Source organism: Pseudomonas sp. PA15(2017) (assembly GCF_001945395.1).
GTDB lineage: Bacteria > Pseudomonadota > Gammaproteobacteria > Pseudomonadales > Pseudomonadaceae > Aquipseudomonas.
In genome coordinates this window covers 1-18,750 of record NZ_MSXV01000053.1, presented here as the reverse complement: position 1 = coordinate 18,750, position 18,750 = coordinate 1, and the positions used below count along the sequence as shown (strand labels likewise).

The window sequence follows — 18,750 nt, the reverse complement described above, 5'->3', positions numbered from 1 at the left end:
CTGTCTGGAATCAACGGGCGCGCAGAGGCGCGGGACGTGCGGTATCCAGCGCGGCGCTGGCGCTAGGCTGGCGGGGCGGGTCGCTGCGCATCAGCGCGGTACAGCCCAGCGCAACCAGGCCCATGCCGATCAGGTAGGCGATCACGTAACGCGGGCTGCCATCGGCAGCGGCGAGCAGGCTGGTGGCGATCATCGGCGCGAAGCCGCCGCCGAGCACGCCGGCTAATTGCACCGACAGGGAGATGCCGCTGTAGCGAATCTCTGCCGGAAACTGACGAGCGAACAGCAGGGATTCCGGCGCATAGAGGATCGGGAACACCACGCCCACCGCCAGCACCATCGCCCACCACACCAGCAGCGGCTCGCGGGTGCCGAGCATGGCGAAGAACGGGTAGACGAAGGCACAGAGCAACAGCAGGCCGGTGAAGTACAGACGCTTCTGGCCGACGCGATCGGACAACCAGCCGCAGAACGGCATGGTCGCCAGCGACAGCGCGGCGCCTGCGGTGATGGCGTGCAGCACGTCGGCGCGGGGGATCTGCAGCTGGTTGGCGGCGTAGGCGAGGGCGAAGGTGACCGCCATGTAGAACCAGGCGTTCTCGGCCGTGCGCGCGCCGATGATGGTCAGGGTGGCGCGCGGGTGGTTACGCACCACCTCCATCAGCGGCAGACGTACGCGGCGGTTCTGTTGCTTGAGCTTTTCGAAGTCCGGCGACTCGGCGACCTTGACGCGAATCAGCCAGCCGACTGCCAGCAGCACCACGCTGGCTAGGAACGGCAGGCGCCAGCCCCAGGCGAGCATCTGCTCTTCGGGCAGCGTGGCGACAGCACCCATGGCCAGGGTGGAGAGTACCAGGCCCGCGCCGACGCCGGTCTGCGGCAGGCTGCCGTAGAAGCCCTTCTTGCCTTCCGGCGCATGCTCGACGGCCATCAGCACCGCGCCGCCCCATTCGCCACCCACGGCCATGCCCTGCAGAAAACGCATGACCACCAGCAGCGCCGCGGCCCAGTAGCCGATCTGCTCGTAGGTGGGCAAGAGGCCGATGGCGATGGTCGGAATGCCCATCATCATCAGGGTGAGCATGAGCATCGACTTGCGGCCGATGCGGTCACCGAAGTGGCCGAACAGAATGCCGCCCAGGGGCCGGCCGATGAAGCCGACGGCATAGGTGGCGAAAGCCGCCAGTACACCGGTGATCGGGTCGAGGGTGGGAAAGAACAGCTTGTTGAAGACCAGCGCGGCGGCGGTGCCGTAGAGAAAGAAGTCGTACCACTCGATGGTGGTACCCGCCATGCTGGCCAGGCCAGCGATACGGTAGTGCTTGCGGCCGGCAGCCGGCCCTTGAGCGTGTGAGTCGTTCATGAGTTGCCTGCTTTTGTTTTTGTCGTAGGAACTTGGAACTGTAGGCCGCTGGAATGAGCGGCCTTGGAGGAGTATAGGTATGCAAACTTTCTGTTCCAGCACCTAAAAAGACAGGTTCGTTATGCAAAAAAGCATGATGTCGGCCGGCCAGATGAACTGGGACGACCTCAAGTTCTTTCTCGAAGTCGCCCGCACCCGAACTGCCAGCAGCGCCGCCCGCCGCCTGGGCGTGGACTACACCACGGTGTCGCGGCGTATCGGCGCGTTGGAAAAAGCCCTCGGCACCCTGTTGTTCGAGCGCTCGCGGGCCAGCGGCTTCGTGCTGACCAGCGAGGGGCAGCACTTGCTGGGCTATGCCGAGGCCCTGGAAAGCACCCTGCAGACGGCTTGCGAACAGGTGTCGGGGGCCAGTCTGGCGCTCTCGGGCCACGTGCGCATCGGCTCCACCGAGGGCTTCGGCAGCTATTTCGTGGCGCCGCAGCTCGGCGGCTTTCAGGACATCTACCCGAACATCGCCATCGACCTGCTGCCAGTGCCGCACTTCATCAGCCTGTCGCGCCGTGAGGCGGATATCGCCATCACCCTGGAGCGCCCCGAACGCGGGCCCTACGTCTGCTCCCGGCTGTGCGACTACGCCCTGAAGCTCTACGCGACGCCCGAATACCTGCAGCGCCACCCGCCGATCCGCCAGGTGGAGGATCTGGGCCAGCATTCGTTCATCACCTATGTCGATGACCTGGCATTCAGCCCGGAGCTGCTGTACCTGGAAGGCATCGTGCCCAATGCCAGCAGCACGCTGCGTAGCACCAGTGTCGTGGCCCAGTACCAGGCCACCTTGCAAGGGCGGGCGCTGGCGATCCTGCCGTGCTTCTTGGCAGGCCCGGATACCCGGCTGGTCGAAGTGCTGCTGGGTGAGGTGAAGGTGATCCGTCAGTTCTGGCTGTATTACCGGGAAGACCTGCGCAAGCTCAAACGCATCACCCTGGTGGCCGATTACCTGCGTGCCTGTGCCGAGCGCAACCGGGCTTTTCTGCTCGGTGAAGCGGCCGCAATGGCGTTTGCGTGACTTATTTGCCCATGGCGGTCACGCGCGGCTCAGGCGATACTGCGGCCCATTGCCAGGAGGCCATGCCATGTCCACAGAAAACGCCCAGCTGATCACCCGTTTCTACGGGGCTTTCCAGCGTCTCGACGCCGAAGAGATGGCGCGTTGCTACGCGCCGGACGTGCGTTTCAGCGACCCGGCCTTCGGCGAGTTGAACGGTGACGATGCTCGCGATATGTGGCGCATGCTGACCTCCCGTGCCAAACAGTTTTCACTGACCTTTGCCAACGTGCAGGCCGATGCCACCGGCGGCAGTGCCAAATGGGTGGCCACCTACCTGTTCACCCAGACCGGGCGCACCGTGGTAAATCGCATCGACGCTTCGTTCGTGATCCGCAATGGGCTGATCGTCGAGCACCGCGACGACTTCGACATGTGGCGCTGGGCCGCCCAGGCGCTGGGCTTTCAGGGCATGCTGATCGGCTGGACGCCACTGCTCAAGAGCACCGTGCGCAAGCAGGCGCGAAGCGGCCTGCGCCAGTTCCAGGCAGCCCGTGCGTCCGACCGGCTGCACGGTGGAGAAGCGCGCGGCTGAACGGAGTGGTACGCTCTCCGGTCAGAACTTCAGCGATGAATGGCCGGGTGCATGTAACGGCCCCATCCATCGTGTGAAAGCCCGTCCGCCAGAGTATTTCGATCATGAGTGTTATGTCCCTATCCCCCCGTAAAGCCAAGGCCTGGAGCGTGCACGCGGTAACCGCGAGCGGAGTCATCCTCGGTATGCTGGCGTTGCTTGCTCTGATCGAGGGGCGGGCGGAAAGCTGCCTGCTGTGGCTGGGGCTGGCGCTGCTGGTCGACGGTCTGGACGGCACCCTGGCGCGCAAGTACGACGTGAAGGTGGTGCTGCCGCATTTCGATGGTTCCACCCTCGACCTGGTGATCGACTACCTCACCTACGTATTCATCCCGGCGATCTTCGTCTACCGCTTCATCCCGCTGCCCGAGTACACGCTGCTGCTGTCGGTGGGCGTGATCCTGCTGTCGTCGTTGTTCTGCTTCTGCAACGTCAACATGAAGAGCAAGGACAACTACTTCGTCGGCTTCCCCGCCGCCTGGAACGTGGTGGTTGTTTATCTCTACCTGCTGGACTTCGAGCCCTGGGTCACCTTTGCGGTGATCATGGTGCTGGCCGGCCTGACCCTGACCCGCATGAAGTTCCTGCACCCGTTCCGGGTCAAGCAGTTCATGCCGATCAACATTGCCGTGACCATGGTCTGGATGTTCGCCTGCGCCGGCCTGATCCTGCAGTTCCCGGCGCAGCCGGTGTGGCTGCTGGTGCTGTGGGGGCTGTCCTCGGCCTACTTCGTGGGCATGTGCGTGTGGCGTTCGGCCCGCGAGTGGTTCGCCTGATCGCCAGCGATGAGCGTCACAGCGGCTAAACCCTGGTTCGTCTACCTCGTGCGCGCCGCCAACGGCGCGCTCTACTGCGGCATCAGCGATGATCCGCAGCGGCGCTTCGCCCAGCACCAGAGTGGCAAGGGCGCGCGATTCTTCTTCTCCAGCCCGGCGGTGGCCCTGGTCTACAGCGAAAGTTGCCCGGGCAAGGGCGACGCCCTGCGCCGCGAACGGGCGATCAAACGCCTCGGCAAAGGTGCCAAGGAGGCCCTGGTGGCCACCGGCAGCCTGATGCATGTGCTTGATGAGCTGCCATCAGTGCCACTGGAATCTACCTAACAGGCTGTTGAAAAACTATCTACGTTGCCATTTCTGCGTTAAAAACAGGCTCGATTGCGAGCCCAGTCAAAATGCTCATTTACAGCTCGTAAACTCCGCTTTTTCGCCTGTTTTTGCCTTGCACTGGCTGCCTCGCCTACGTTTTTCAACGGCCTGCTAACGCTGTCGGGAAGCTGAGTTAAGCTGGGAGCTCGTCCGTCTCCGGAGGCTTCCATGTCTGATCTGATCCTGCACCATTACCCCACCTCGCCCTTCGCCGAGAAGGCGCGTCTGCTGATGGGCTTCAAGAACCTCGCCTGGCGTTCGGTGCAGATTCCACCCGTGATGCCCAAGCCGGATCTCACCGCCCTCACTGGCGGCTACCGCAAGACGCCGGTACTGCAGATCGGCGCCGATATCTACTGTGACACCGCCCTGATCGCCCGCCGCCTGGAGGCGCACCAGCCGCAGCCGGCGTTGCTGCCGGGCAGCCAGGCGTTCGCCATCGCCGCCTTCGCCCAGTGGGCCGACTCGGTGGTGTTCCAGCATGCGGTGAGCCTGGTGTTCCAGCCCGAATCCATGGCCCTGCGTTTCGCCAAGGCACCGCCGGAGTTCGTGCAGGCCTTTATCGCCGACCGCAGCAAGCTGTTCTCGGGCGGCCAGGCCAGCCGCCTGCCGGCCGAGCAGGCCAAGCACCAGTGGCCGAGCTTCGTGACCCGCCTGCAGGCACAGCTCGATGCCAGCGGCGGTGATTTTCTGTTTGGCGCGGCGAGCCTGGCCGATATCGCCATGGCGCATCCGCTGTGGTTCCTGCGCGCCACCCCGGTGACTTCGCCGCTGGTCGATGGCTATCCGGCCGTGGCGGCCTGGCTGGATCGCGTGCTGGCGTTCGGGCACGGCAGGTCCGAAGAAATCAGGGGTGAAGTGGCCATCGAGGTAGCGCGCGCCGCTACGCCAGCGCCGCTGCCGGTGGAGGTGTTCAGCGAGCCGAATGGCTTCACGGCCGGCCAGCGGGTGGCGATTTCGGCTATCGACTATGGCGTGGAGGCCGTGGAGGGCGAGCTGCTCTTCGCGGGCGCCGAGGAGCTGATCCTGCGTCGTGAAGATGACCGCGCCGGCGTCGTGCATGTGCACTTTCCGCGTCTGGGGTTCCGCATCGAGGCGCGTTGAGCTCGATAATATCGCGGCTAAAGCCGCTCCCACAAAGGCACCAACCGTGGGAGCGGCTTTAGCCGCGAGGCCGTAGTATGGAGCGGGCCGCGCAGGCAAAACCCATCAATGGCCGATGGGGTTCACCCATCCTACGCCCGTTCCCACAGGTGCTGCGCGATGGTCTAACGCTTATCCGGTAGCAGAAAATTCCCCGGCCCTGCGTCTTCCAGGGTCGGCACTTCGGCTTCGTCTTTCAGATCCACACCCGACAGCTGGCGGCGGCAGGCTTCGCGCATCAGGTACAGCAATCGGAAGGTCGCCATGCCGTAGCTCAGGCCCTCCAGCCGCACGTTGGAGATGCAGTTGCGGTAGGCGTCATTGAGGCCGACCCGCGGTGCGTAGGTAAAGTACAGGCCCAGGCTGTCCGGTGAGCTGAGGCCTGGGCGTTCGCCGATCAGGATCACCGTCATCTTGGCGCCCAGCCGTTCGCCCACCTCGTCGGCGACGGCGACCCGGCCCTGTTGTACCAGGCTGATGGGCGCCAGTTTCCAGCCTTCCTCGGTGATCTGCTCCAGCAGCTTTTCCAGAAATGGCAGGCTGTGACGGCGCACGGCCAGGGAAGACAGGCCATCGGCGATGACGATGGCCAGGTCGTAGCCACGGCCGTTTTCCTTGGCGTAGTCGTCCAGCGCACTGGCGGATTCTTCGTCCAGGCGCCGGCCCAGGTCCGGGCGCTGCAGGTAGGTGTGCCGGTCGGCGGCAGCGCTGTGCAGCAGCAGGGTATCCAGGCCGCGGCCCTGCAGTTCTTCGCACAGGCCTTGATGGTCGAAGGGCAGGTGCACGGCATCGCGGGCCTGGGCGTGGGCGAACTGGAAATCCAGCTGCGCGGCGGTGGGCAGGCTGACCCCGGCGCGGCCCAGGGCGATACGCGCCGGGGTCAGCTGACGCAGGTGCTGCCAGGGGTTGGGCGTAGCGGGGGATTTATCGGACATGGCGACCTCTCAAGCCAGTTGCGCCAGGGCCTGGCGAAATGCCGGCGGCAGCTCGTTACCCATATGCAGGCGGCCGCCCTGTTGCTGGAAGATGCCCATGCGCGCCAGCCAGGCTTCGAACTCCGGCGCCGCATGCAGGCCGAGCACCTTGCGCGCGTACAGGGCATCGTGAAACGACGTGGTCTGGTAGTTGAGCATCACGTCGTCGGAGCCGGGGATGCCCATGATGAAGTTGATGCCCGCCGTGCCGAGCAGGGTCAGCAAGGTGTCCATGTCGTCCTGGTCGGCCTCGGCGTGGTTGGTGTAGCAGATGTCGCAGCCCATGGGCACGCCGAGCAGCTTGCCGCAGAAGTGATCTTCCAGGCCGGCGCGGATGATCTGCTTGCCGTTGTAGAGGTATTCCGGGCCGATGAAGCCGACCACGGTGTTGACCAGAAACGGCTTGAAGTGCCGGGCCACGGCGTAGGCGCGGGTTTCGCAGGTCTGTTGGTCGACGCCATGGTTGGCGTTGGCCGACAGCGCGCTGCCCTGGCCGGTCTCGAAATACATGAGGTTGTTGCCCAGGGTGCCGCGCTTGAGGCTCAGGCCGGCTTCGTAGCCTTCCTGCAGCACCTTGAGGGTCACGCCGAAGCTGGCGTTGGCCGCCTCGGTGCCGGCGATCGACTGGAACACCAGATCCAGCGGAGCACCGCGCTCGATGGCGGCGATGGAGCTGGTGACGTGGGTCAGCACGCAGGATTGGGTGGGGATCTCGTAGCGCTGGATGATCGCGTCGAGCATGTCCACCAGGGCGCGGATCGAGCTGGCGCTGTCGGTGGCCGGGTTGATGCCGATCATCGCATCGCCGTTACCGTACAGCAGGCCGTCGAGGATGCTGGCGGCGATGCCTGCCGGATCGTCGGTCGGGTGGTTGGGCTGCAGGCGCGTGGACATTCGCCCGCGCAGGCCCATGGTGTTGCGGAATTGGGTGACCACGCGGGTCTTCTGGGCAACCAGCACCAGATCCTGCACGCGCATGATCTTCGACACCGCCGCGGCCATTTCCGGCGTCAACCCCGGTGCCAGGGCGGTCAGGCTGGTTTCGTCGGCGGCATCGCTGAGCAGCCAGTCGCGCAGCCCGCCGACCGTCAGGTGGCTGACCGGGGCGAAGGCGTCGGCATCATGGGTGTCGACGATCAGCCGGGTGACTTCGTCCTGTTCATAGGGAATCACCGCTTCCTGCAGGAAGTGCTCCAGCGGCACGTCGGCCAGGGCCATCTGCGCCGCGGCGCGCTCGGCGTCGCTCTGCGCGGCGACCTCGGCCAGGTAATCACCGGAGCGGGCCGGGCTGGCCTTGGCCATCAGCTCGCGCAGGCTGTCGAAGCGCCAGGTCATGTGGGCGATGGTGTGAGTGAATCCAGCCATGAATCATGTCTCCTGTCGCGGCCGCCTTTCAGCGGCCGCTGCAAGGGGTTAACGCAGTGACTGCTCGGCAGCCTGAATCGCCGCGAACTCTTCCTCCGGCGTGCCGGACACCAGGTGGTGACGGCTGTACAGCGCGAAGTAGGCAATGAACAGAGCGTAGATGACTGCCGCGCCGATCACGACCCGCAGGTCGACCAGGAAGCAGGCCACCAGCGCTACCGCTGCCAGCACCAGAGCCACCGACGAGGTCAGTACGCCACCGGGGGTGCGATAGGGGCGCGGCATGTCTGGACGACGGCTGCGCAGGGTGATGTGCGCCGCCATCATCAGTACGTAGGACAGCGTGGCGCCGAATACCGCGACCAGAATCAGCAGGTCACCCTGGCCGGTCAGCGACAGGCCGAAGCCGATGATGCCCGGGACGATCAGGGCCATGACCGGCGCCTTGTTGCGGTTGGTCAGCGACAGGCTGCGTGGCAGGTAGCCGGCACGCGACAGGGCGAAGATCTGCCGCGAGTAGGCGTAGATGATCGAGAAGAAACTGGCGATCAGACCGGCCAGGCCGACCAGGTTGACGAACTGGCTCATCCACGTGGAACCGCCGTAAACCTTGACCAGCGATTCGACCAGCGGGTTACCCGATGCCACCAGCGACTGGGCACCGGCGGCGCCTGGGCCGACCAGCAGAATCAGCCCGGCGAACACCAGCAGCACCAGCACCGCGCCGATCAGGCCGCGTGGCAGGTCGCGCTTCGGATCCTTGGTTTCCTCGGCGGCCAGCGGCACGCCTTCCACTGCCAGGAAGAACCAGATGCCATAGGGCAGGGCGGCCCAGATGCCCAGGTAGCCGAAGGGCAGGAAGCTGCTGGCGCCATTGGCGTCGGTGGTGGGAATGTCGAACAGGTTGGCGACCTGGAAGTGCGACGCCATGGAGACGATGTACACGCCCAGGGCGATGGCGGCGACGGCGGTGATGGCGAACATCAGCTTCAGCGCTTCCCCGGCACCGAGGATGTGGATGCCGATGAACACCACGTAGAACACCAGGTAGATGATCCAGCCGCCGACGCCGAACAGCGACTCGCAGTAGGCACCGATAAAACAGGCGATGGCCGCCGGCGCGATGGCGTATTCGATGAGGATCGCCGTGCCGGTCAGGAAGCCGCCCCAGGGCCCGAACGCGGTGCGGGTGAAACCGTAGCCGCCGCCGGCGGTGGGGATCATCGACGACAGTTCGGCCAGCGAGAAGCACATGCACAGGTACATGGTCGCCATCAGTAGCGTGGCGATGAACATGCCGCCCCAGCCGCCCTGGGCCAGGCCGAAGTTCCAGCCGGCGTAGTCGCCGGAAATCACGTAGGCCACGCCGAGGCCGATCAACAGGATCCAGCCGGCGGCGCCTTGTTTCAATTGCCGGTTGGCGAAGTAGTCGGCGCTGACCGCTTCGGTTTCCACACCGCCTTGCGAGGGTGTGGCGATTGTCTCTTTGGACATTTTTGGGACTCCTGCACGCCCCGCCGTCAGAAGGCGGGGCGTCGCTTTAGTTGGCTGCGTTCGATGGCATTCGGCAGTTTCAGAAGAAGCCCAGCGGGTTGATGTCGTAGCTTATCAGCAGGTTCTTGGTCTGCTGATAATGGTCGAGCATCATCTTGTGGGTTTCGCGCCCGACCCCGGACTTTTTGTAGCCGCCAAAGGCAGCGTGCGCCGGGTACAGGTGGTAGCAGTTGGTCCAGACACGTCCGGCCTTGATGCCGCGGCCCATGCGGTAGGCGCGACTGATGTCGCGCGTCCACACGCCGGCGCCCAGGCCGAACTCGGTGTCGTTGGCGATGGCCAGGGCTTCGGCTTCGTCCTTGAAGGTGGTCACGCCGACCACCGGGCCGAAGATTTCTTCCTGGAACACACGCATCTTGTTGGTGCCCTTGAGCAGGGTCGGCTGGATGTAATAACCGCCGGCCAGGTCGCCCTCCAGCTTCTCGGTCGCGCCGCCGGTGAGCAGCTCGGCGCCTTCCTGCTGGGCGATCTCCAGGTAGCTGAGGATCTTGTCGTACTGCTGCTGCGAGGCCTGGGCGCCGACCATGGTGTCGGTGTCCAGCGGGTTGCCGCGCTTGATCGATTTGATCTTCTTCATCACCTCGTTCATGAACGGCTCGAAGATCGACTCCTGCACCAGTGCCCGCGACGGGCAGGTGCACACCTCGCCCTGGTTGAAGAACGCCAGCACCAGGCCTTCGGCCGCCTTCTCGATGAACGCCGGCTCGGCCTGCATGATGTCTTCGAAGAACAGGTTCGGGCTCTTGCCGCCCAGCTCTACGGTGCTTGGGATGATGTTCGCGGCGGCGCATTTCATGATGTGCGAGCCGACTGGGGTGGAGCCGGTAAAGGCGATCTTGGCGATGCGCGTGCTGGTGGCCAGGGCTTCGCCAGCTTCACGGCCGAAGCCCTGGACGATATTGAGCACGCCTGGGGGCAGCAGGTCGCCGATGATCTCGGCCAGCAGGGTGATCGACAGCGGCGTCTGCTCGGCTGGTTTCAATACCACGCAGTTGCCGGCGGCCAGCGCGGGAGCGAGTTTCCAGGCGGCCATCAGCAGCGGGAAGTTCCAGGGGATGATCTGCCCGACCACGCCCAGCGGCTCGTGGAAGTGGTAGGACGCGGTGTGCTCGTTGATCTCCGCCGAGGTGCCTTCCTGGGCGCGGATGCAGCCGGCGAAGTAGCGGAAATGATCGGCGGCCAGGGGCACGTCGGCGTTCAGGGTTTCGCGCACGGCCTTGCCATTGTCCCAGGTTTCGGCCACGGCCAGCAGCTCGAGGTTGGCTTCGATGCGGTCGGCGATCTTCAGCAGCACCAGCGCGCGGTCCTGCACGGAGGTCTTGCCCCAGGCATCGGCGCCAGCGTGGGCGGCGTCCAGGGCCTTGTCGATGTCCTTGGCGTCCGAGCGCGGGAATTCGCCGATGGCCGAGGCATCCACCGGGCTGGTATTGGTAAAGTACTGACCGCCCACCGGCGCGACGAACTCGCCGCCGATGTAGTTGCCGTAGCGCGGTTTGAGGGTGACAACGGCGCCTGCGGTACCGGGTTTGGCATAGATCATTGACGTTCTCCCATTACGAGTTCTTGTAGTTTTCAGGGGCGGGTCGCGAGCACGACCGGGGCTCGTGATGAACTATGAGACGAATTCATGTGGCCGACTTGACGCTAGGCGAGGCTGGCTGTTCTGCAAAGTCAAATTTCGACGGTGGCCTATGGCGTGTCGCGTCGGGTCAACTGGGAGCGCTCGATTTCGGTGCGAGTGTTTCCGGATGACCCGTTTCAGGGCTTTTGCAGCAGGGCTTTTGAATGGCGTGAGACGAGGAGCCTGACAAGGAGCGGTTGTTGGTGGTGCATTCAACAACCGGCGTGTTTCTTGCTTCCAGACACAAATTGTCACCAAGGAGGCGCCATGAGCCCCGTTCTCGTCCAGCCCGACCTGTCTGCCGGCTTGCCGCTGTCGTCCGGCAGCCCCTCCAATACCGGCGTTCTGGCTGCAGCGGCCAGCGGCTTGTGCGGCTTCATCGAAAAACACGGCGGTGATCCGGATCGTATCCTTGGCGTATCCGGCATCGACCCCGAATCCCTGCGCCATCCCACCCTGAGCCTGGCCTTGCCCAATTATTGCCAGGTGCTGGAGGAGGCGTCGCGCCAGTCTGGCTGCGACAACTTCGGGCTTTACTACGGGCAGCAGTTCAAGCCCCAGGCGTTGGGGCTGCTTGGCTATATCGGCCTTTGCTCGGCGACCGTCGAACAGGCGCTGATCAACTTCGCCCGTGCCTTTCCGCTGCACCAGCGCAACAGCCTGATCCGCCTGGTGGACGAGGGCGAGTGCTACCGCTTCGACTACCAGGTGCGTCACGGTGCGATTCTCTGCCGTCGGCAGGATGCCGAGTTGACCCTGGGCATGGCCCTCAACCTGGTGCGCCACGTGCTCGGCCCACAGTGGGCACCGCGCGCGGTGCACTTCGAACACCCACGCCCGGAACACTGGCACGAGCACTGCAAAGTCTTCGACGCGCCGGTGTACTTCGAGCAGCCGTTCAATTCGCTGCTCATCCCCAAGCGCGGCCTCGAGCGCGCCATGCCGCAGGGCGACCCCATCCTGCTGCTGGTGATGCAGGATTCGCTCAGCCAACTCAGTGCCCTGAACGGCCGAGGCGAGCGCGACCTGACCGATGACGTGCGCGAGCAGATTCGCCAGCAATTGCTGATGGGCGAGCCGGTACTGGAATTGGCCGCCGAGCAACTGGGCATGAGCAGTTGGTCGCTACAGCGCCGTCTGCGCGACCAGGGACTTACCTTCACCGCGATGGTCGACAAGGTGCGTTGCGAACTCGCCACCCACTACCTGCGCCAGCACCAACTGCCCATCTCCAACCTGGCGCCACTGCTCGGCTACTCCGAAGTCAGCGCCTTCTCCCGCGCCTTCCGCCGCTGGTTCGGCGTCAGCCCACGGCAGTGGCGGCACGAGAGTGATGGGGTAGGTGGGCGGCGGCACTAGGTGACTGGCTACGTGATCGTCCAGTGACCGTTGTGCAAGGTACTACGCTGGTTTTGGCTGCTGTTGGTCGAAGGCCAATACGCAGGCCCTCTATTGCACTCATCACAAGCGGTGCACCTGAACAGGCTCCACCAGGCCGGAAAACGGAGTTTCCATGCTCTCGGGTCTGAAGCCCTAATAGGGTGAGTGTCGGCAGCAGGTCTTGACTGAGGTGCACGGTTGTACATCGGGCTCTAGCGACGCAGTGTCCGTTTCAAGCCGATCATTTGCAATACCCCACACACCGTGCATCGATACCCCGGTGCGCTGCACGTGAACGAGCAACAAGCGATGGGCTACCTACTGCAGCCCATCGCCCTTGGCTTACAACTGCAGCTCCGTCCGTCTGGCCAAGTGCCCGCCACCCAAGGGCGAGCACAGGCGTTGGTGAATACGGCTGAGAAAGCCCAGCTCGAAGGCGTGGCGCTGCGCACCGGGCGGGAACTGCTGGCGTTCCAGCAGCAGGCCCGTCCATAGCCAGCCGCTGTTGCCGTCGTCCAGCCAGGCCTGCGCCTGTTGGGCGCCATGGGTGAAGCTCGCCTGGCAGTTCTCGCTCAAGCCGAAGGTGGCCGCCCCGTGCCCGTCATGGGCTGGCAGGTAGGCGAGGTGCTGTTGGCCTTCACTCATGTCTGGCCCTCCCCTGTGCCTGGTTGATGGCCTTTCGGTACAGCACCACCAGCTCGCTGAGCATCGCGTTGCTGATATCCGCTAGCTCCTGCTCTGGCATACGCCTGAGCAACTTTGCCAGCAACGCAGCCTGATACTCGGCGGCGGCCAGCACCGAATAATCATCGGCCACCTGGCTGAGCAGTGGGTTTGGCGGAGTAGGGAAGGGGATAACGACGGATTCAGATCGGTTCATGCGGCACCTCCAGAATGGAAGCGGACAAGACGGCTTGCAGCCCAGGGCGGTGCCCTCGGGTAAAAGGGGGATAGTGCATTTTCCTTATGCTCCTTCGTGAATTTAAGGAGCCGCGTTCCATTCGCTACCACACGATATGGAGGCGGACCGTGCAAGGGTGGTAGACCGACTCACGAAGGAAGGCCGGCCAGGCCGAAGCCTGCCTCACACGGCCCGCCATAACTGCACGAGAAAGCAACAGACACAAAAAAGCGCCTGCTCTCGGCTATGGCGCTACCGCGCCTTCGTGTGAATCGGGCTACCACACCCGGTCACGGGATTTACCGTGACGGGCGGGACTTTAGCGCGAGGTAAGGGTGACGGCAAGTTCGGGAACAGCAAGGCGGGTTAGCGGCCGATCCAGTCCATAGATAACTTGCAGACCCTGCTGCATATTGACGGACAGGGAATCGGCAGAATTGGATAGATCTATGGCCGCTGCGTCTAGCCTACGACAGCTCAATCCAAATTCTCGTATTTGATAATTCTCGGTTAAATGGCGATTTGACTTTCAACTAATTGCAGTTTGCGCCGAGCCAAAGCCAGGTTAGCTTTTGAGCGATCCAGCACGTAATACATGAACAGTTCCTTAGTGCTCGTGAGTGGACGGATCAGATGGTACTGCGTGCCGAGGGTGATCAGGATATCCTCAATGTTCTCGTCGAGGCCCAACATCTTCATGGTCTTCAACTTGGCACGAACGACTTCAGTGTTACCGCCTGCAGCAATATCCAAGTCGATGCCCTGCCCCACCGAACCCAGTAGCATGCCGCTGGAGTAGTCAACAACGGCCGCAGCTAGCGCACCATCGACTTCGAGCAACTGGTTGAGATTTTCAGTAATGGTAGCCACAAATCATTCCTTAACATTGGTAAATGTAGGTACGGCGCCAACTTCAATGGACGCCTGCAGTGAGGTAGCCAGGGCTCTGGCCGCATTTTTTATTGCCCAAAGAGCATGTCCGTAGGTTACGTCCTTGCTCATGATAATTATCAGCACCAGATTGCGCTTGGGTGTGTGCACCTGTCGGCATAACACCAGGCCAAACTCGCATTCCAGCACTGTGCCTTCGATACCGCCGAGGGCGAACTCCCTGGCAATCGATTTGCTTAGGCCATCAAGTGCCGCCGCCATAGCCGTCGCCTTGCGCCCCAACTGGGGCTCTGCATCGAGCAATGCGATGGGGAAGCCGTCGGACGAAGACACTGCGGCCATGACCAAGTGTTCGGTGCCATCTTTCAGCTCCTGAAGGTGCTGCACGCAAAGGCTTCGCAGCGTGGCAGTGGCCTGAGACATGACTAGAGGTTCTCCATTATTTGGTTGACTTCGGCATTGGCAATCAGCGACTCGATAAGCAGAAGTACGTTGGAGCGCTTGCGCACATCCGTATGAAACAGAGGCAGTGCTAAGTCGCGTTGGCGTAAGACCTCCTGATAAGGTGCTAATACCTGTGCTGCGGGTAGGCAGGTATGACCTATACCGATGACCAGCGCACCACGGCTCACCAATTCAGGGAAGGCGTCGAGATAGATCGCCAGTTGACCGCATGCATCCCTGTCGCCGTGATCGAGCAATAGCACAGCGCCCATAGCACCTTCGGCCAGGATCGACCACATGAAATCAAAACGCACCTGTCCGGGGATGCCGTATAGGGCAACGATCTCCCCGTCGCTCAGGTGAATCTCGCCATAGTCCATGGCCACCGTAGTCATCGCCTTGCCATTGAGTTCCAGGTCGTTGTTCTCGGCCTCGGTAGAAACCGCATCGATGTCGCTCACCGCATTGATGGCCGTTGTCTTGCCCGAGCCCATGGGGCCGATGAAAAGAATCTTCATACCTGTCTCGATTTTCCATAGCTCAAGCCAAGGCGCATACGTAAACGCTGCAACAGTGTTAGTTCAGAGGGAGCGGCGACCGTCGCTTGCTGCTCTACGCGCGCTTCCAGCCCAATGCCGCAACACTTGCAGGCAAATAGGAAAGACTGCACCTGCTCGCAGCTTGCGCCTGAAAATGCCATGCCGCGCTCAATACTGGCGAACCTACGGGTATATAGGGCCGCGAGCCGAAGCAGCGGGGGGGAGCTCTGCCATTCGCCGAGCAGCGGCCAGGCTTTTAAGCGAAAGGTCGTGTTGGCAGCGCGCAACTCGCTGTCAACACGGGTTCCGCCCCCCAGTGCTAGTGACCAAAGCAGCTTTTTGAAGGAATGCCGTATAGGAAACTGAGACAACTCGCTAATCGGAACAAGCCCTTCGGGAGCAGATACCTTCACAAGGCCAGAGAAGCGCTGCAAGGTGGCCTCGAAATCATCATGGCGGGTTAGCACCAGATCAGCACCAGGTGCGATGATCAGGTCATCACTAAGTCGGTATAGACTGCCTGCGGATAAACCTGCTAACTGCTCACAAAGCCCTAGGACGGGGGGCTCCTCAGGATGCGGCCGTTTTTCGAATTCAACCAGTAACTCAAGAAGGCCGAACAAGCGTAATGGCCACTCTATGGCGCATGCCGGGTATAGTTGGCCGTCGACAAGGTTCTGCACCTGCGCGCGGCCGCCAAGCTCGTCAGGACGACGCAGGATCCTGAGTTCAGCCTGCTCGCTCTCCCCTACATAGTCCCATCTGTACGCTGTGCGACCTTTGAGCATTTTCAGTTGCTGAGAAAGCAGTCCCTGCTCATGAGAGGTCAATCCTTTGCAAGCGATACGCAATACAAGATTCATGGTTTTATCTGATGTGAGATTCGAGGCTACCTAGTAAAACGGCCAGGATATTGAAAGCCACTAGCGAAATTCCGAATCCATAGCTGATGGGTAAACGATTAGATCTTCAGTCCACCCATAAGTGCGAACCGATTATAGGCAGGCGAAATCGCGCCAAGCGCGCCGCTGGTCGGTATGAAGGGCGCTTATGGAAACTACCTCACGTTTTCGATAAAAAAACCAACACGGTGAAACAGTTGGCTACAAAAGCAAAGAGTTGTTCTTTGCGAACAGCGTGAAGTGTTGTGTACCGCAAGCAAACATGGGTTGGGGCTAGCAAGGCTTAAGTATCGGGATATTCGGGACGATTATGAAGATGCTAGCTGGCGGCTGGCGGAGCTGGAGGATGCACCCCAGCAACTTTGCATGACTGCTGTGCTTTCGACCAGACAACAGATGTCGCACCGAATGCGCATCTTTCTCGACGTGTTGGAAGCATCCCTGAACAATTCACAATGACCGCCTTTGGCCGCCGAATAACCGCTCGTGAAATATTCGCTTATATCCCCGAGTAAATCCAATCACCAAACAATCGGCTTGTTGTCCCAGGCCCAAAAACTCCCGCTGTCGTCCGGTCCATGGGCAGCTATCAATTCGATGATGCGATCTGCCGAGAACGCCGGTTCGAATAGTTGTCCCTCGGGCACGTTCGCCTGAAACGGCTGAGACAACTGCGTGTCAGTCGTACCAGGGTGGATCGCCAGGACAGTAGAGGCCGGGTTGAGGCGTTTCAGTTCGATGCTGGCCGTGTGCAGCAGTTGGTTGAGCGCCGCTTTGCTGGCCCGGTAGCTGTACCAGCCGCCCAGGCGATTGTCGCCGATGGAGCCGACCCTGGCGGAGAGCGCTGCGAAGGTGGCGGGTTGTTTGCGCAGTAACGGCAGCAGGCGCTTGAGCAGCAGGATCGGCGCGAAGGTGTTGGTCGCGAAGGTTGCCTGCAGGCTCGCCAGGTTCAGCTGAGACAGGGCCTTTTCGGCTTTGGCACCGTCATGCTGAAGGATGCCCAGGGTGCTGATGACAAGGTGCAGGTGGTCGCATTCTCCACGCACGTCGCTTGCCAGTGCTTCAAGGGATTGCTCATCACGCGCGTCGCAATCGACCCGCTTCAGGCGCTGCCCGTACCGCTCGGCCAGTTCGGCCAGCTCCTCGCACGTGCTGGCTTGCCGGGCAACGGCCCACAGCTGGGTTACATCATCGCGGGCCAGCAATGCGGTGCACAGGGCCAGGCCGATACCTCGGCTGGCGCCGGCTATCAGCACGCATGCATCGGTAGTCAATCCGGGTATCAAACGCATCATCTACCTCGAGGACTGGCCGGGTGCTCGTATGACTGCGATTCAGAGCAGCACGTTCAGTGAGCTTGTCGACGATCACTCGGGTACGCTCCAGAGTCATCGGCGTCGGTATTGCCAGCAGGGTAGTGGCGTTCGCGGCGGGGACTGGCGGTGTAATGATCTCAAGGAAAGACCTTCTCGATCTGGTTCCGGCGCGCAATCCCCAAGTTCTGGGTGCAGATCCGGCGCTACGGTGTAGCCAGGTAAAATATTTTATCGAGCATAAGATAATATGGGTTTGTTTTTACGATTAGGGCTTGGTGGGGAGAAATATGGCCGGATTGAGAGAAAAGCAAAGGGAGCAGCGTCGAGAAGCCATTCTCGGCGCGGCCCTGGTGCTGTTCGACAGCAACGGATTTAGTACCACCACCGTTGAGCAAGTTGCCAAGGCTGCAGGCGTCTCCACACCTACTGTATTCAACTATTTCGGCAACAAGCAGGAGATTCTCTTAGCCTTGGTCGACCGAGCGGATCGTGCCGCCATCAGTGATATCCGACAGCAACTGGCACATTTCGATAATGCTGTCGACGCTTTGTGCAGTCTTCAGGCGGCAGTGATGAGACGGGAACTCGAAGCCCTTCCACTATCGATCTGGAGAGAAATCCTGGCGTTTGGGTTCACGCCTGGCATGAATGCAGTGAGCCAGCGTTTAGCTTCGCAGGTTGCTGATCTGCTCCGCGAACTGCAGGGCCGTGGCATGCTCAACCAGGATTTTGACGCGGGCTTCGTCGCTGATTTCCTGAATGATTACTGCGGGTTTCTATTCGCCAAACTCATTCAGCAAACGTCTCCCGACCTTGACGCACATGCCAGGCAAGTCCGTGGGGTAGCCGAGGTTCTATTTAAGGGTCTCAGCCCGTCGGCCCCCGCGACCGTTCCTGTTCACTAGGGTCTGTTCCTGAGGAATCCCCACAAATCTACTCCAACGCCTGAGCTTGCTGGTGTACCTCGTCACGCAGCAATAGCTCCATCCTGGCGAGTGCCGAACAAGATAAATCGCTGGCCGAGCGCCTGAGGTATTCAAGGCCTATCCGCCAGAGTGACGGGTTCTACCCCATTTCCACGGACGGTTTGAAAAGGGCTGAAAACTTCAGGTCTTGCCGGGCGACTCTACGACGCATTCGTGGGTTATGAAACCGTTCGATGTAGTCGAATAAATCTGCCCGTGCTTCATCACGAGTTTGATACGACTGATGGGCAACGCGCTCCCGCTTAAGCTGACCGAAGAGGCCTTCACAGGCAGCGTTGTCGCCGCAATGCCCGACGGCACTCATGCTGCAGACCAGCGTATTGCGATTCAGAAAACGCTGGTAGTCAGCGCTGGTGAATTGGCTGCCGCGATCCGAATGCAGGATCACCGACCAGTCACCCTGGCGCTGCCAGATCGCCATCTCCACCGCTCGAATCACCATCTGCCGATCCTGACGGTGATGCATCGATCAACCGATCACCAGCTTGCTGTACAGGTCAAGCACCACGCATAGGAAGAGCTTGCCTTCCAGTGTGGCTATTTCCGT

The 18,750-nt window shown here is 61.9% G+C and carries 19 protein-coding genes and 1 pseudogene; 7 read left to right on the top strand and 13 right to left on the bottom strand.

All coding sequences use genetic code 11. From position 1 onward, the window contains the following. Positions 1–10: 10 nt before the first annotated feature. On the bottom strand, positions 11–1,363 hold the full coding sequence (locus tag BVH03_RS18815) for an MFS transporter (RefSeq protein WP_075962606.1): 1,353 nt from the start codon (positions 1,361–1,363) through the stop codon (positions 11–13). A gap of 121 nt (positions 1,364–1,484) precedes the next feature. Between BVH03_RS18815 and BVH03_RS18810 the strand changes: the two genes are divergently transcribed. The 5 genes from BVH03_RS18810 to BVH03_RS18790 all read left to right on the top strand — a co-directional run bounded on the left by BVH03_RS18810 (position 1,485) and on the right by BVH03_RS18790 (position 5,291). Beyond that, on the top strand, positions 1,485–2,429 hold the full coding sequence (locus BVH03_RS18810; RefSeq protein ID WP_075962605.1) for a LysR family transcriptional regulator: 945 nt from the start codon (positions 1,485–1,487) through the stop codon (positions 2,427–2,429). Between the two features lie 67 nt (positions 2,430–2,496). Then, positions 2,497–3,003 carry a nuclear transport factor 2 family protein gene (locus BVH03_RS18805; RefSeq protein WP_075962604.1) on the top strand — a complete coding sequence of 169 codons (507 nt, stop codon included), beginning with the start codon at positions 2,497–2,499 and terminating at the stop codon, positions 3,001–3,003. 104 nt (positions 3,004–3,107) lie between these two features. Beyond that, entirely contained in the window at positions 3,108–3,818 is a 711-nt protein-coding gene (gene pcsA / locus BVH03_RS18800; protein WP_070887523.1) for a phosphatidylcholine synthase, read from the top strand. Positions 3,819–3,827: 9 nt separating this feature from the next. Beyond that, positions 3,828–4,142: a GIY-YIG nuclease family protein gene (locus tag BVH03_RS18795; RefSeq protein ID WP_075962603.1), complete on the top strand. Its 315-nt coding sequence runs from the start codon at positions 3,828–3,830 to the stop codon at positions 4,140–4,142. Positions 4,143–4,355: 213 nt separating this feature from the next. Continuing rightward, a complete protein-coding gene (locus BVH03_RS18790; protein WP_075962602.1) occupies positions 4,356–5,291 on the top strand; it encodes a glutathione S-transferase family protein in 936 nt (311 codons plus the stop codon). 164 nt (positions 5,292–5,455) lie between these two features. Here the strand turns inward: BVH03_RS18790 and eutC are convergent, their stop codons facing one another. From eutC to BVH03_RS18770, 4 genes are all read right to left on the bottom strand, one after another. Continuing rightward, on the bottom strand, positions 5,456–6,265 hold the full coding sequence (gene eutC / locus BVH03_RS18785) for an ethanolamine ammonia-lyase subunit EutC (RefSeq protein ID WP_075962601.1): 810 nt from the start codon (positions 6,263–6,265) through the stop codon (positions 5,456–5,458). A gap of 9 nt (positions 6,266–6,274) precedes the next feature. Further along, a complete protein-coding gene (locus tag BVH03_RS18780) occupies positions 6,275–7,669 on the bottom strand; it encodes an ethanolamine ammonia-lyase subunit EutB (protein WP_075962600.1) in 1,395 nt (464 codons plus the stop codon). A 48-nt stretch (positions 7,670–7,717) separates the two neighbouring features. Beyond that, positions 7,718–9,163 (bottom strand): ethanolamine permease, encoded by a 1,446-nt coding sequence (eat, locus tag BVH03_RS18775; RefSeq protein WP_075962599.1) that lies wholly within the window; start codon positions 9,161–9,163, stop codon positions 7,718–7,720. A 79-nt stretch (positions 9,164–9,242) separates the two neighbouring features. Next, complete coding sequence (locus BVH03_RS18770) at positions 9,243–10,763, bottom strand: aldehyde dehydrogenase family protein (protein WP_075962598.1); 1,521 nt, start codon at positions 10,761–10,763, stop codon at positions 9,243–9,245. Positions 10,764–11,111: 348 nt separating this feature from the next. Here BVH03_RS18770 and BVH03_RS18765 point away from each other — a divergent pair, with 348 nt between their 5' ends. Next, positions 11,112–12,203 (top strand): AraC family transcriptional regulator, encoded by a 1,092-nt coding sequence (locus BVH03_RS18765; RefSeq protein WP_075962597.1) that lies wholly within the window; start codon positions 11,112–11,114, stop codon positions 12,201–12,203. Positions 12,204–12,566: 363 nt separating this feature from the next. On the opposite strand, the gene BVH03_RS18760 is transcribed toward BVH03_RS18765, so the two are convergent. From BVH03_RS18760 to BVH03_RS18730, 7 genes are all read right to left on the bottom strand, one after another. Then, on the bottom strand, positions 12,567–12,869 hold the full coding sequence (locus tag BVH03_RS18760; protein ID WP_075962596.1) for a LasR-specific antiactivator QslA: 303 nt from the start codon (positions 12,867–12,869) through the stop codon (positions 12,567–12,569). Further along, positions 12,862–13,104 carry a hypothetical protein gene (locus BVH03_RS18755; RefSeq protein WP_075962595.1) on the bottom strand — a complete coding sequence of 81 codons (243 nt, stop codon included), beginning with the start codon at positions 13,102–13,104 and terminating at the stop codon, positions 12,862–12,864. The genes BVH03_RS18760 and BVH03_RS18755 overlap by 8 nt, the downstream gene beginning before the upstream one ends. 531 nt (positions 13,105–13,635) lie before the next feature. Next, the gene (locus BVH03_RS18750) at positions 13,636–13,995 is read right to left on the bottom strand and encodes a hypothetical protein (RefSeq protein WP_075962594.1); all 360 of its coding nucleotides are present in this window, start codon (positions 13,993–13,995) and stop codon (positions 13,636–13,638) included. Positions 13,996–13,998: 3 nt separating this feature from the next. Continuing rightward, positions 13,999–14,439 carry a roadblock/LC7 domain-containing protein gene (locus tag BVH03_RS18745; protein ID WP_075962593.1) on the bottom strand — a complete coding sequence of 147 codons (441 nt, stop codon included), beginning with the start codon at positions 14,437–14,439 and terminating at the stop codon, positions 13,999–14,001. Positions 14,440–14,441: 2 nt separating this feature from the next. Continuing rightward, positions 14,442–14,978, bottom strand: a complete 537-nt coding sequence (locus tag BVH03_RS18740) for an ATP/GTP-binding protein (protein ID WP_075962592.1) — start codon at positions 14,976–14,978, stop codon at positions 14,442–14,444. Next, the gene (locus BVH03_RS18735; RefSeq protein ID WP_143486011.1) at positions 14,975–15,862 is read right to left on the bottom strand and encodes a hypothetical protein; all 888 of its coding nucleotides are present in this window, start codon (positions 15,860–15,862) and stop codon (positions 14,975–14,977) included. The genes BVH03_RS18740 and BVH03_RS18735 overlap by 4 nt, the downstream gene beginning before the upstream one ends. Positions 15,863–16,422: 560 nt before the next feature. Then, entirely contained in the window at positions 16,423–17,193 is a 771-nt protein-coding gene (locus BVH03_RS18730) for an SDR family NAD(P)-dependent oxidoreductase (RefSeq protein WP_075962590.1), read from the bottom strand. A gap of 311 nt (positions 17,194–17,504) precedes the next feature. Here BVH03_RS18730 and BVH03_RS18725 point away from each other — a divergent pair, with 311 nt between their 5' ends. Further along, positions 17,505–18,122, top strand: coding sequence for a TetR/AcrR family transcriptional regulator (locus tag BVH03_RS18725; protein ID WP_075962589.1), 618 nt, complete (start codon positions 17,505–17,507; stop codon positions 18,120–18,122). 160 nt (positions 18,123–18,282) lie between these two features. On the opposite strand, the pseudogene BVH03_RS18720 reads toward BVH03_RS18725, so the two are convergent. Next, positions 18,283–18,750: pseudogene (locus BVH03_RS18720) on the bottom strand (DDE-type integrase/transposase/recombinase); the annotation flags it as partial.

Coding starts and splice junctions, on each gene's coding strand:
- BVH03_RS18815 (WP_075962606.1), bottom strand. CDS start 1,363: ATGAACGACTCACACGCTCAAGGGCCGGCTGCCGGCCGCAAGCACTAC.
- BVH03_RS18810 (WP_075962605.1), top strand. CDS start 1,485: ATGCAAAAAAGCATGATGTCGGCCGGCCAGATGAACTGGGACGACCTC.
- BVH03_RS18805 (WP_075962604.1), top strand. CDS start 2,497: ATGTCCACAGAAAACGCCCAGCTGATCACCCGTTTCTACGGGGCTTTC.
- pcsA (WP_070887523.1), top strand. CDS start 3,108: ATGAGTGTTATGTCCCTATCCCCCCGTAAAGCCAAGGCCTGGAGCGTG.
- BVH03_RS18795 (WP_075962603.1), top strand. CDS start 3,828: ATGAGCGTCACAGCGGCTAAACCCTGGTTCGTCTACCTCGTGCGCGCC.
- BVH03_RS18790 (WP_075962602.1), top strand. CDS start 4,356: ATGTCTGATCTGATCCTGCACCATTACCCCACCTCGCCCTTCGCCGAG.
- eutC (WP_075962601.1), bottom strand. CDS start 6,265: ATGTCCGATAAATCCCCCGCTACGCCCAACCCCTGGCAGCACCTGCGT.
- BVH03_RS18780 (WP_075962600.1), bottom strand. CDS start 7,669: ATGGCTGGATTCACTCACACCATCGCCCACATGACCTGGCGCTTCGAC.
- eat (WP_075962599.1), bottom strand. CDS start 9,163: ATGTCCAAAGAGACAATCGCCACACCCTCGCAAGGCGGTGTGGAAACC.
- BVH03_RS18770 (WP_075962598.1), bottom strand. CDS start 10,763: ATGATCTATGCCAAACCCGGTACCGCAGGCGCCGTTGTCACCCTCAAA.
- BVH03_RS18765 (WP_075962597.1), top strand. CDS start 11,112: ATGAGCCCCGTTCTCGTCCAGCCCGACCTGTCTGCCGGCTTGCCGCTG.
- BVH03_RS18760 (WP_075962596.1), bottom strand. CDS start 12,869: ATGAGTGAAGGCCAACAGCACCTCGCCTACCTGCCAGCCCATGACGGG.
- BVH03_RS18755 (WP_075962595.1), bottom strand. CDS start 13,104: ATGAACCGATCTGAATCCGTCGTTATCCCCTTCCCTACTCCGCCAAAC.
- BVH03_RS18745 (WP_075962593.1), bottom strand. CDS start 14,439: ATGTCTCAGGCCACTGCCACGCTGCGAAGCCTTTGCGTGCAGCACCTT.
- BVH03_RS18740 (WP_075962592.1), bottom strand. CDS start 14,978: ATGAAGATTCTTTTCATCGGCCCCATGGGCTCGGGCAAGACAACGGCC.
- BVH03_RS18735 (WP_143486011.1), bottom strand. CDS start 15,862: ATGAATCTTGTATTGCGTATCGCTTGCAAAGGATTGACCTCTCATGAG.
- BVH03_RS18730 (WP_075962590.1), bottom strand. CDS start 17,193: ATGCGTTTGATACCCGGATTGACTACCGATGCATGCGTGCTGATAGCC.
- BVH03_RS18725 (WP_075962589.1), top strand. CDS start 17,505: ATGGCCGGATTGAGAGAAAAGCAAAGGGAGCAGCGTCGAGAAGCCATT.